Here is a 12,175-nt window from a genome sequence, read left to right as displayed (position 1 = left end):
TCAAAGCAGCCTTCCCAGGAAGTAGCCCGGAGTGGTATCATATATCTGCACCCTGCAGGTAGAACCCGGTTCAAGGTCGCACTGCGGGATGACAACCGGCAGGTATGAATCTGTCCGAGCCATGATGCCCTGTTTCTTGGCTTCCTTGGACAGGAATACATTGCCTTCCCATCCGATCATATTGTTCTTTGAGGCAAGCTTGGTGCTCCTGCATACCCTGTGCAGTTCGCTGGACCTCTTTACCAGTATGCGCGAGTCAGTACTAGGGAAGTCCCAGGCTTTTGTATGCGGGCGGGGCGTGTACCTGGAGATATTGACCTTATCAGGCCTGAACTCTTCCACCCACCTGAGGATTTTTCTGAAATCCTCGTCGGTCTCTCCCGGAAAACCCACTATCATGTCAGTGAACAGTGTCAGGCCGGCAAACCTCTCCCTGAACTGCCTGATGACATGGTTTGCTTCCTCTATGCTGTGCTGGCGGTTCATTCTCCGCAGCACGCTGTCCGATGCGGACTGAACGGGCAGGTGCAACAGCTTGTACACCTTTTCATTGTCAAAGGCATCTATGAGATCGTAAAGTATTGGAAGCACCGAGAAAGGGTTCATCATCCCGACTCTTATCCTGAATTGTCCCGGTATCCCGCATATCATGCGCATCAGCTCCGGCAAAAGCGTATTGTTGCCGGGCATGTCAGTCCCGTACTGGGCATTGTCCTGGGATGTGAGCCATATCTCCCGACAGCCTTCGGAGATCGCGCTGCTGATATCTGCAATTATCTCCTCCGGCCCGAAGGAACTCAGCTTGCCCCGGGCCACACTTACAATACAATAAGAACAGGAGTAGTTGCAGCCCTGTGACAGCTGGCAGATGTGGATGTTAGGATTATAGCGTATGCGTGGCACGCCCTGGAAGCCTTCCGGTTGCCCCAGAAATACCTCCATGCGCCTTCCTGCCTCAGCTTCCTCCCTGGAGCAGAGCGAGTCAAGCATGTCCCCCAGTCTCGATACCGAGTTCACCCCAAGGATGTGCGCCTGTGGATTGCTTTGCAGGATATCCTCAAGCTGTACCTCGGGCATGCAGCCTGTAACTATAACCTCCTTGCCTGCATCACCTGCCTCCCTGATGATATGGAGAATCTTCTGCTCGGTGGCGTACTTGACAGTACAGGTATTGATAACAAGCACATCGGCATCACCCTCAGGGACAAGGATGTAGCCTTTGTCCCTGACGGCAGCCCTCATTATTTCGGCGGACGCCTGGCTGGCGGAACAGCCGAATGTAGCAACGTGGACCTTCATTCAGGATTACCGGAAGCGCAACACATTGGCTTCTTTGTCGTGTATGTAGATGGTGTCAGTGAACTTGACCACGCCGGAGCTTCCTATAGTGAGGCTGTTCACACGGGCATCACCTTCACCGAAGAGGCTGACGCCGTTAAGGACAGAGCCGGATGTCACTCCAGTTGCCGCGAAGATGATATCCTTTCCGGGAGCAAGTCTCTCGGTATCGAGTATATTATTGATGTTCTCCTCAGTGATACCCATCTTCTCCAGCCTTGGCATCTTCTCGGCCTTTTCCTTTGCTATAGCCTCGGCGGACTTCCCGTTGGCGACTGACGGAAGCACCAGGCGTGCCAGGATCTTACCTCCAAGGCACTTTATGGCGGCTGCCGTGAGCACGGCTTCCCCTGAACCGCCTGCGCCCAGTACCATGTGGACACCGGAGCCTCTTATGGCAGTTGCCACTCCCGGCATCAGGTCGCCATCGCTCACAAGGTTCACACGCGCCCCGGCTTCCCTTATTTCCTTTATCTTCTGCTCGTGCCTTGACCTCTCAAGGATGACAACGACAAGCTCCTCAATGTTCCTGTCAAGGGCCTCTGCAACGATCCGCAGGTTATGCAGCACAGGCGCATCAAGGTCTATCCTCTCACCCGGATGCTCTCTTTCATACTTCACGACCTGGGGGCCTACGACTATCTTATCCATGTATATGTCAGGGCCGTGGAAAAGGCCGCCTCTCTCAGCCATAGCCATGACCGAGATGGCACCGGGGATACCGTTGGCTGCAAGATTGGTACCTTCCAGGGGGTCCACAGCGATGTCAACCTCGACACCCCCCTCCCATTTGCCGACCTTCTCGCCGATAAAGAGCATGGGAGCCTCATCCCTTTCCCCTTCACCGATCTTGATGATGCCTCTCATGTCAAGACAGTTCAGCATCCTTCTCATTGCCTCCACTGACACCTGGTCACAGAAGTTCTTCTCCCCGCGACCTATCTGGTAAGAAGCCGCAATGGCCGCAGCCTCGGTAACGTGCAGCAGCCTGGGAAGCAGGCTACTCTCAATGGGGCCTGCTCCGTTTATCATCTCTTCAGCTATTCTGGGATGAGTTATAGTTTCCATGCAATCGTCTTTCATAGGATCATCTTCATTCTTCGGTTTTGTTATGATAACTCTGATAAACAAGCGATATGAGCAACAGTGTTCGTGATAAGTATATTAGTGTTCCCTGTTTAAAAGTTAAACTACTTTAGCACATCAACAAGAGCGACACGCTCTATCACCAGATCTGGTATCAATTCCTCACCGGCGGCTTCTATCTCTCTTTCAGTAATATCGAATTGCGAGATCACGAGGCCTCTCTTCAAAGAGGAATAGGCCATGACATCTTTTTCTTTGATGACACCCTTCAGGAACTCAGCAGATCTGTCCACCTCTTCTTCCCCGCCGATAATGACGAAGACAATATCCATGTCCCCTTCATGCACACCCATGGAGAACGCTTCCTCTATCTGCCTCTTCCCTGAAGCATATCGCATTATCTCGATACCCAGGTCCTTGGCAGAGTTGTAGTTTCCCTCGAACGCACGCATGGCCTTCTGCACAGCAAAACGCACATGCCTTTCCCCTGCCATCTTTCCTGCATCCATGGCCTGGATCACCGTGCCGTTAGCCGATGCGACAGAGGATACCCGGTCCAGGAACTCAGGTACCTTGCTGATGTGTGTGCTGCCTGCAAGTATCTGGAATGACATAGGCTGAAATTGGATTCCCTTTGAATAAGCGTATCGGTAAAATGCACAAAATAAGAGGGATTTGCGTGTATTTTATTTAGGTTGGTAATTATTACGAATATAAACCTACATATGCAGACGAAAAAGACAAGAAAAGGTTGCCTTTTATACATAAAGTTAATATCTGCAGTTGATAACTAGAATGAAGCTTCATTAAGGATTTATGTCCGGCGTGAGAAGGTGCGAACAATGGAACAGGATTATGATCCGCAGGGAACAGAATTAAAATGGCAGAGCCGCTGGAGTGAGAGCCGGATTTTCGAACCGGAACCGGATGAGAGGGATAAGTACTTCATAACTATCCCTTACCCTTACCTGAACGGCAACTTACACGCAGGGCATACAAGGACCTTCACTATAGGAGATGTGCTTGCAAGGCACAAGAGGATGCTTGGCTACAATGTGCTCTACCCCATGGGTTTCCACGTTACGGGTACGCCTATCGTGGGACTCGCGGAACTCATAGCTAACAGGGACCCGCAGACCATGGACGTGTACTCCAGGCTGCACGGCATCCCGGAAGACATCCTGCATACCCTTGACACTCCTGAGAAGATCGTGGACTACTTCAAGGTCGAGGCTGAGAAGGCCATGCGCTCCATTGGGTATTCCATCGACTGGAGGCGCAAGTTCACAACCACGGATCCCACTTACAAGAAGTTCATAGAATGGCAGTTCAACCTGCTCCATGACAAAGGGCTTATCGTCAAGGGAGCGCACCCGGTAAAATGGTGTCCTCATGACAAGAATCCGGTGGAAGATCATGACATTCTCCATGGCGAGGAAGCCACCATCGTGGACTTCACCCTTGTCAAGTTCGAGCACAATGGCCTGATACTGCCCTGTGCCACCCTCAGGCCCGAAACGATATTCGGTGTCACCAACCTCTGGGTCAACCCTGACATCGAGCATGTCAAGCTCAGGGTGAGCAAGAACGGCAAAGAAGAGTTCTGGGTTGTCAGCAAGGAGGCCTATAACAAGCTCACCTACACGGACAGGGATGTCGAGCTTGTGGAGAATGTGCCCTCGGACTCCCTGATCGGCATCAAGGCAAAGAACCCCCTCACCGGTAAAGAGGTCATCACACTTCCTGCATCCTTCGTAAAAGGCGGCAACGGCAGCGGCATTGTGATGAGCGTGCCGGCGCATGCACCTTATGACTACCTTGCCCTCAAGGACCTTTACGACAGGGACCTGACAGCATACGGCATCAAGGAAAATATCAGGGACATTGAGCTCATATCCCTCATAGATGTCAAGGACTTCGGGGAATATCCCGCAGTCGATGCGGTCAAACAGCTGGGAGTTAAGGACCAGAAGGATCCAAAAGCCGAAGAGGCCACCAAGCTCGTGTACCGCCGTGAGTTCCATGGAGGCGTACTGAAGGAGAATACCGGCAAGTATGCAGGAATTGCAGTATCCAGGATCAAGGACGTGCTCACAAGGGACCTGCTGGACCAGGGCATCGGCGAACTGTTCTACGAGTTCAGCGAGCCTGTAGTATGCCGCTGCGGTACCCCATGTGTTGTCAACATGGTCAAAGGACAGTGGTTCCTTAATTATTCCAGTCCCGAATGGAAGGACAAGGTTTACAGATGCATAGAGAAGATGGAGATCATCCCCGAGGAGATCAGGGTCGAGTTCAATAATAAGGTCGACTGGCTCAAGGATAAGGCCTGCGCCAGGAAGAAAGGACTCGGAACAAAACTACCTTTCGATAAGGAATGGCTCATCGAGTCACTGGGCGATTCCACCATCTACATGTCCTATTATATCACCAACAAGTTCTTCGCCCAGGGAATAAAGCCCGAGCAGCTCACGCCGAAGCTCTTTGACTACGTGCTCCTTGGCAAGGGCACTGTCCAGGAGACAGCCGCCGATACAGGACTCAGCGAGCAGTTGATAGCCCGCATGAAGGCTGACCTGGATTACTGGTATCCTGTTGACCTGCGCTCATCCGGAAAGGACCTTGTGCCAAACCACCTGCTGTTCTTCCTCTTCCACCACGTGGCCATATTCGGAGAGGACAAATGGCCCTGCGCCCTTGCTGTGAACGGTTTCGTTTCACTTGAAGGACAGAAGATGAGCAAGTCCAAGGGACCGATACTTACAATGAAGGAAGCGGTCACTGATTATGGCGCAGATATCACCCGCATGTATATCCTATCCAGTGCGGAGCAGACACAGGATGCTGACTGGAGGAACGCGGGAGTTGAAAGCGCAAGGAAACAGGTGGACAGGTTCTACAAGCTTGCAATGGAGATAATAGAATCAGGCGCAAGACCCGGGGCCGAGGGAGAACTGAAGCTCATCGACCGCTGGATGCTCAGCAGGCTGCAGCAGTTTGTCAGGGATACCAACAACGATATGACGTCGATACGTACAAGAGGTGCACTCCAGAGCGCATTCTTCCTGCTCTATAATGATGTGAAGTGGTACCAGAGACGTGGCGGAAGCTCAGTGCTGTACGACGTGCTCGATGTATGGGTCAGGCTGATGGCCCCGTTCACCCCCCACATCTGCGAGGAGATATGGTCTGCAATGGGACACATGGAAAATGATTTCGTGTCACTTGCACCGTACCCGATATTCTGTCCGCGCTTGGTTGACCATGATGCAGAACTTGCCGAGGAGCTGGTATGTAATACCCTGTCCGACGTAGAGGAGATCATCAAGGTCACCAGGATAACTCCCAAGAAAGTGGTGCTCTACACTTCCCCGCAATGGAAGACCAAGGCTTTCAAGGCCGCCATCGACATGCTAAGGGAAGGCGACCTAAATCCGGGCAAGCTCATCAAGACCCTTATGGCGGACCCGGAGAACCGTGCCTACGGCAAAGAGATACCAAAGTATGTGCAGAAGCTCGTCCCTGACATGACCGGTATGAAAACTGAACGGTTCGAGATGATGCATGAGTTCGACCTTGACGAGAAGAACATACTGCAGGAGAACCGCGACTGCCTGATGCACGAGCTGGGATGTCCTGTGGAAGTCTATTCTGCAGACGCACCTGAGTTCGATCCCGAAGGCAAGTCAAAGTTTTCGGCACCCCTGAGACCTGCAATATATCTGGAACAGTAAGTTCTCAGACTTAAGAAGGAACTATCCAGGCATGGTCTTAGGACCATGTATTCTTTTCTTTTTCTCACTTCTTCCGGCATGCTCTTACCTTATTTAAAAAAGATAATAAATATATATTAAACATGTTTATATATCAACAATGGATAAAAGCTGCCGGAGAGAAGCCAGAGAAACAGTGTCCTATAAGGAACTATGCAGGAACGCCATCTTTGAGCTTGTTCTTTTAATGCTGCTTTTTTTAATGGCAACGCAGCCGGTCTTTGCCGAAGACCGAACTGAGACGTATATTGGGACGGAGACCGGCAATCAAGGAATATCAGAAGCAGTACAGTCCATATCATCAGGGAACGGCCAGGCAGCGGGAGTGTACACCTGGGAGAGCCCTGTGTGGCTGAAACTATCCGTGGGTATCGGTGGCGGACTTCTTCTGATATTGATAATACTGAGTTTCATATTAAGGGATAAGATCGAGGAAAAGACCCGGGAACTCAATTCAAAAAACAGGCAGCTTGAGATAGAGATCAGAGAAAGGATGATCGCGGAAGATAAACTTAAGAGTTATTCGGCAAGGCTCAAGAGCTCAAACGAGTTAAAGGACCTGTTCACCGATATCCTCAGGCATGACCTCATCAACCCTGCAACCGTGATCAAGGGTTATGTGGAGTACTTGATCGAGTGCGAAAGGGACGTAAAAAAAACCGAAACACTCAAGGTCATAGAACGGAACAACATCAAGCTCATCCAGATCATCGAGAGCGCTGCAAACCTAGCCAAACTGGAAAGCGTCGAGGAGCTGGAGTTCGAGGAGCTGGATATCGGAGCGATCCTGGAAGATGTTGTGCAGGGACTACAGCCAAGGGCTGATGAGAAGGGAATGTGCATCGTCTTCAGGCCCGAAGGTAATTGCCATGCACAGGCCAACAGGATAATAGAGGAGGTATTTTCCAACCTCATTTCCAACAGCATCAAATATTCTCCCAGCGGAAGCAGGATCGAAGTGGAAATACGCGCTTCGAACGAGAGCCAGTGGAAGGTGTCAGTTACAGATAACGGTATTGGGATCCCGGATGAAGACAAAGCATACATATTTGATCGCTTCAGGCGTGCGGGAAAAACTAACATAAAGGGAACAGGGCTGGGACTTGCTATTGCCAAAAGGATCATGGAGCTTCATGACGGGCAGATAGGTGTGGAGGATAACCCTTCCGGAAAAGGCGTTGTATTCTGGATCATGCTCCACAAGTAAGGTCTGGCACCCATGGTCCTCAGTAAAGGTCCTCTCTGCGGTCCTTGAACACTGTTATGGATTCCCTTACCTTTACAGTCCCGGCAGTGTCAATATCATGTACCAGAACACATTCCTCTTCACCTGCTTCCTGCGTTATCGCACCTGAAGCGTCCACTATAAGAGAACCGCCGAAGAAGGACGCATCTCCGCTTACGCCTGTGCGGTTGCAGGCAATATGAGGGATCTGGTTCTCCACGGACCGGGCCACTGCAAGTGTTCTCCACACGTGCTGCCTGGGGTTGGGGAACTCTGCAACAGTTATCAGTATATCGGAGCCAGCAAGGCAGAGCCTTCGTGCGACCTCGGGGAACCTGAGCTCATAACATATCTCAAGGCCGATGATCAGATCACGTTTCCTGAGCCTGATGGGAGAGATGCTGTCACCTGGAGAGAAGTATTGCCGCTCCCTGCTGAAAGGATGCGTCTTACGATAAGTGCCGCATATCTCGCCGGATTCGATACAGAGTCCCAGGTTGTAATAGCCGGTCCCTCGCAGGTCCTCACTAGCAGGCAGTACCCTTTCAATGATAGAAGTCACCATGACACAATCGTGTTTTCCGGAAAAGGCAAGGAGTGCGCTTATAGTCGGGCCTGTGACCGTTTCAGCAGAAGTTTCCATACTGCCATAACAAAAACCGGTTGAGAAAACTTCCGGCAACACCACCAGTTCGGCCCCTTCCAGTACGGCCTGCTCTGCCATCTGCAGGGCTTTTTCCAGGTTTTTCCCTTTATGGCACAGGCGGACATCCATCTGGATGCAGGCAACCCTTATTTGCGTCATTATGATTTCCCAGAGTGGAAAGCATTATCCAAAGTCATTGATCGTGGTCTTCTTTGTTCTGGGGGTCAGGCCGCTTATGTCCACGGATAGTTTTAGCATCTTCAGCAGCAGATGATTGGCGTGCCTGAGAAGTTCAGGGCTGAGCTGGTCGGCCTCATAGGCCGAATCCGAGACCGGGATCGTTATCCTCGTAATGCTTGCGGTGTATTCCTTCAGGTTCTCATTGCGGGATTCCTTTATGGCATGGCCGGGCCTGGAAAGGCAGTCGTTTATATTCTTGGAGCTGAAGCCCACCTTCTGCAGTTCTTCCTTGAAGACAGGCCTGTCAAGCACATTCGTGATAACATACACCGCAACAGGTAAAGCGAATTCCTGTTCAAGGTGCCTTGCCTCCTTGCCCAGGAGAGAATATATGTCCGGCAGCGTGTTTTCCTTTGAGTCGATCTTTATGTAGACCTTTGAAGGAGGGATGTCAACTTCATTCAGTTTCTTAAGGTCCCTGAGTGCGCGCAGATAGCCTGTCATCACAAGCCGATGCTCACTTATCCCGACTTCTTTTAACTCACGGGTTATGGCACTTATGGAAAGCTGTTTGCCTTCCAGAATTTCATTTAGATGGGAGTAGAGATTTTCGGGCATGTTTTTCGCACCATTATTGATAACAAATCTGAATATAATTTGCGGTTTAAGTTCTTAATCATTTTGGCAAGAGGCAGGTATAAAACCAATTACTTATATTAAAAGTGAACCTTATTGAGATATAGGAAAAACTGATCGGAATAGCACCGGGCGTATGAAGAGGACTTTAAGCCTCTCCGGAGAGCAACTTGCCGGTCCGGGACTGATTATCCTTAAATTTATCACAGCAGCTGATGAGGCTGTACTCACCAATAAACTAGGAGGTTCGAATGCGGATACATACTTTTACCAACACACCAACCATGCCTGTTGAAGTCACCGAGCGGTCTCTGAGTGAACTGACAGATGCGATGCAATATACAGGATTCCAGGGGCGTAAGCTTGCCGAATCCGTCAAGGCCTGGGAGAACATGTTCAAGGAAGAGGGGGTCACGATCTTCATGGGGCTGAGCGGAGCCATGGTGCCTGCAGGGATGCGTAATATCATCACCTACCTTATAGAGAACCGCCTCATAGACTGCCTGGTGAGCACAGGCGCTAACATCTTCCATGATTGCCATGAGGCCCTCGGGCTCAGGCACTACGTGGGCTCGCATATAGCAGACGACTGCGAGCTCCTGGGACATGGCATCGACAGGATCTATGATGTATTCGCATATGAGGAAGAGTTCAGGAATACCGATCATTTCGTAGCCAATTTCACCAGGAAGCATGACGGCAAGACATATTCCTCCCGTGAGTTCATCCGGCTGCTGGGTAAGGAGATATCTGAGAAAGGTAACAGGAACTCCATCATAGTCAGCGCATACAAGCATAACGTTCCCATTTTCATCCCGGCCCTGTCTGACAGCTCTATTGGCATCGGGCTCACCATTGCAAGAAGGAACGGGTACAACATCAATATAGATCAGATAAAGGATGTGGACGAGATCACACAGATGGTCGAGGCATCTGAAAAGACGGGAGTTGTCTATGTCGGAGGCGGCGTGCCGAAGAACTTCATACAGCAGACAGAGGTCGTTGCATCGATAATGGGACATGACGTGGCCGGACATGAGTATGCGATACAGTACACGACCGATGCGCCCCATTGGGGAGGACTCTCAGGATGCACCTTTGACGAGGCGGTTTCCTGGGGAAAGATCTCAAGAGAGGCAAAAAAGGTCCAGGTTTTCGTAGACGCTACCATTGCACTTCCTATTGTAGCGCATGCACTTAACGAGAAAACTAAGGACCACAAGCGTAAGGCCCCTTGTTTTGAGTGGAACAGGGACGGGATAGAACTGTGTTTTAAAACTAGCTAAAAACAAAACACATTTATTCCTCAAAAGCCAATATAACAGGTACTTAATCAAGCAATATTTGAGCAAGGTAGCACCCACATGAACAACGGAGAGGTTCGGTGTGGATCTGGTCCCCATATGAGGTAACTAAATGAGTAAACGAACAAGAATTATTAACGACCCTTCTGAACTCGTACCTCTGCTTCAGGTTTTTGGATCAAAGAGACATAAAAAGGTATTTGATGCGCTTCTTAACCTATGGATGACAAAGGATGATCTCGAAGAAATGCTGGGAACCGATGTCACACATAGTATCAATGTACTCAAGAAAAGCGGGCTTATTGAAAGCCAGTGGCACATGCCAGAGCCCGGAAAAACACCCGAGAAAGAGTACCGGACATCCTATTCGAAAGTCCAGACCAACTTCCAGTGTTCCTTTGAGGACATGAGCGATATCATTATGCTGACCTTTATGCCCTATGAAGAAGTGAAGGATTCCATAGAAGAACTTGAGAGATTAGTAGAGCAGGGAAACAATTCCATGAGCAGTCTTACAAGAGCCCTGAACAAGAGCCCGCTGTACATACGCGCGGTAGCCAGGCGTTCCGAGAACCTGACTGTCATGGGACAAAGACTGAAGATGACAGATGAGGAAAAGGAATGATAGAACTCCTTCACAGCAAGAGTGGCATCACTAAGTTCCAGATCCTTATAGAAGTGGCTGCCCACCAGCCTAATGTTAGGCAGAAAGAGATAGCTGAAAAGATAGGCGTGACACCTCAGGCAGTATCGGAATACATAAAGGAGCTCGTTGCTGAGGGCCATATCTACTCTGAAGGGAGGGTACGTTACCGCATCACCAAGCAGGGTGTCGAGTGGGTGCTTGAGAACGCAAATGATATGAAGCGCTACGCACGCTACGTCATGAGCGATATAATCAGCCACGTCTCGACCTGGACTGCCATAGCGGAAGAGGACCTTGAGAAAGGCACCAAGGTCTACCTGAAGATGAGCAAGGGACTTCTGTATGTCGGCACAAAGGAAACCACAAACGCTTCCGGTACGACCATCTCCGATGCACAGGAAGGAGAGGATGTAGGGGTTACTGACCTGCTGGGACTTATCGACCTCGAGAATGCGGCTATCACTGTCTGCAGGATACCAAGGGTCGAAAGAGGAGGATCAAAGAACGTTGACATCGAACGCCTGAGAGCCCTTGCCAGATCCAAGTCCTATATTGCAACTGTCGGAGTGGAATCCCTTGTTGCACTGAAAAGAATAGGCCTGAAACCTGATGTCATGTTCGGCGCAAGGGAATCTGTCATCGAGGCTGCCTATCATGGACTTTCATCCCTGGTGCTTGCAATTGACGAGGAAGTACCTCCCATCCTGAGCAGGCTCGAGAGCGAAAACCTGGAATATGAACTTGTGGACCTGAGTATCCAATGAAGCTCCTACTTATATCTGACACACATCTTGAAACTGACAGTATCCCGCCATATCTTGCAGGCCTTATCGGGGACTACGACATTATAATACATGCGGGAGATTTCAGTTCCACCTCTTTTTACAGAGCCCTTGAAGCTACAGGAAAGCTCAGGGCAGTCCACGGGAATACAGATGAGAAGGAGCTGCAGCAGATCCTGCCTGAGAGACTGGTCTTTGAAGCGGAAGGGATTAAGATAGGGGTCATTCACGAAGGAGCGCTTTCCATAGTTGATACCACCCCTATGAGGTACCTTGCACTCGAGATGGGTGTAAACGTGCTGGTGTTCGGGCACCTGCACAGGCCGATAATAGAGAGAACAGATGTGCTTCTGATATGTCCCGGGTCGCCCACAAAACCGAGAATGTCCGAGCCGTGTGCAGTCGAACTGATAATAGAGAATGGCTCGGTCAGTGCAAATATTATCGAGATAACAGGACAGTCATGCAGCTATATTGATTTTTCCAGGAAACTTGACCAGGACAGGAAATAAGGGCCTTTGTTAGTATTACCTCTGCTAGTGCATTAGTGTAAAGCCCG

Annotated in this window: 11 protein-coding genes; 6 read left to right on the top strand and 5 right to left on the bottom strand. The window is 50.2% G+C overall.

The window, feature by feature from the left end:
* The 3 genes from PV02_RS02230 to cgi121 form a co-directional block, all read right to left on the bottom strand.
* A complete protein-coding gene (locus PV02_RS02230; protein ID WP_256621749.1) occupies window positions 1-1,299 on the bottom strand; it encodes a tRNA (N(6)-L-threonylcarbamoyladenosine(37)-C(2))-methylthiotransferase in 1,299 nt (432 codons plus the stop codon).
* A gap of 6 nt (window positions 1,300-1,305) precedes the next feature.
* Window positions 1,306-2,421 carry a class II fructose-bisphosphatase gene (glpX, locus tag PV02_RS02225; protein ID WP_305891101.1) on the bottom strand — a complete coding sequence of 372 codons (1,116 nt, stop codon included), beginning with the start codon at window positions 2,419-2,421 and terminating at the stop codon, window positions 1,306-1,308.
* A gap of 107 nt (window positions 2,422-2,528) precedes the next feature.
* Complete coding sequence (gene cgi121, locus PV02_RS02220) at window positions 2,529-3,038, bottom strand: KEOPS complex subunit Cgi121 (protein WP_256621748.1); 510 nt, start codon at window positions 3,036-3,038, stop codon at window positions 2,529-2,531.
* Between the two features lie 228 nt (window positions 3,039-3,266).
* On the opposite strand from cgi121, the gene leuS reads away from it, so the two are divergent.
* Both leuS and PV02_RS02210 read left to right on the top strand, forming a co-directional pair.
* Window positions 3,267-6,158 (top strand): leucine--tRNA ligase, encoded by a 2,892-nt coding sequence (gene leuS / locus PV02_RS02215; protein WP_256621747.1) that lies wholly within the window; start codon window positions 3,267-3,269, stop codon window positions 6,156-6,158.
* Window positions 6,159-6,297: 139 nt separating this feature from the next.
* A complete protein-coding gene (locus tag PV02_RS02210; protein WP_256621746.1) occupies window positions 6,298-7,404 on the top strand; it encodes a sensor histidine kinase in 1,107 nt (368 codons plus the stop codon).
* A 19-nt stretch (window positions 7,405-7,423) separates the two neighbouring features.
* On the opposite strand, the gene PV02_RS02205 is transcribed toward PV02_RS02210, so the two are convergent.
* Together PV02_RS02205 and PV02_RS02200 are read right to left on the bottom strand one after the other, a co-directional pair.
* Window positions 7,424-8,227: a nitrilase-related carbon-nitrogen hydrolase gene (locus PV02_RS02205; RefSeq protein ID WP_256621745.1), complete on the bottom strand. Its 804-nt coding sequence runs from the start codon at window positions 8,225-8,227 to the stop codon at window positions 7,424-7,426.
* A 24-nt stretch (window positions 8,228-8,251) separates the two neighbouring features.
* Window positions 8,252-8,866 carry a hypothetical protein gene (locus PV02_RS02200; protein WP_256621744.1) on the bottom strand — a complete coding sequence of 205 codons (615 nt, stop codon included), beginning with the start codon at window positions 8,864-8,866 and terminating at the stop codon, window positions 8,252-8,254.
* A gap of 269 nt (window positions 8,867-9,135) precedes the next feature.
* Between PV02_RS02200 and PV02_RS02195 the strand changes: the two genes are divergently transcribed.
* From PV02_RS02195 to PV02_RS02180, 4 genes are all read left to right on the top strand, one after another.
* The gene (locus PV02_RS02195) at window positions 9,136-10,170 is read left to right on the top strand and encodes a deoxyhypusine synthase (protein ID WP_256621743.1); all 1,035 of its coding nucleotides are present in this window, start codon (window positions 9,136-9,138) and stop codon (window positions 10,168-10,170) included.
* 130 nt (window positions 10,171-10,300) lie between these two features.
* Window positions 10,301-10,813 carry an ArsR family transcriptional regulator gene (locus PV02_RS02190; RefSeq protein ID WP_256621742.1) on the top strand — a complete coding sequence of 171 codons (513 nt, stop codon included), beginning with the start codon at window positions 10,301-10,303 and terminating at the stop codon, window positions 10,811-10,813.
* Window positions 10,810-11,598 (top strand): DUF7839 domain-containing protein, encoded by a 789-nt coding sequence (locus PV02_RS02185; RefSeq protein WP_256621741.1) that lies wholly within the window; start codon window positions 10,810-10,812, stop codon window positions 11,596-11,598. The genes PV02_RS02190 and PV02_RS02185 overlap by 4 nt, the downstream gene beginning before the upstream one ends.
* The gene (locus PV02_RS02180; RefSeq protein WP_256621740.1) at window positions 11,595-12,128 is read left to right on the top strand and encodes a YfcE family phosphodiesterase; all 534 of its coding nucleotides are present in this window, start codon (window positions 11,595-11,597) and stop codon (window positions 12,126-12,128) included. The genes PV02_RS02185 and PV02_RS02180 overlap by 4 nt, the downstream gene beginning before the upstream one ends.
* The last annotated feature ends 47 nt before the right edge of the window (window positions 12,129-12,175 follow it).

Source organism: Methanolobus chelungpuianus (assembly GCF_024500045.1).
GTDB lineage: Archaea > Halobacteriota > Methanosarcinia > Methanosarcinales > Methanosarcinaceae > Methanolobus > Methanolobus chelungpuianus.
Note: the sequence above shows the minus strand (reverse complement) of the source record. Positions and strands in the feature narration are given on the sequence as shown.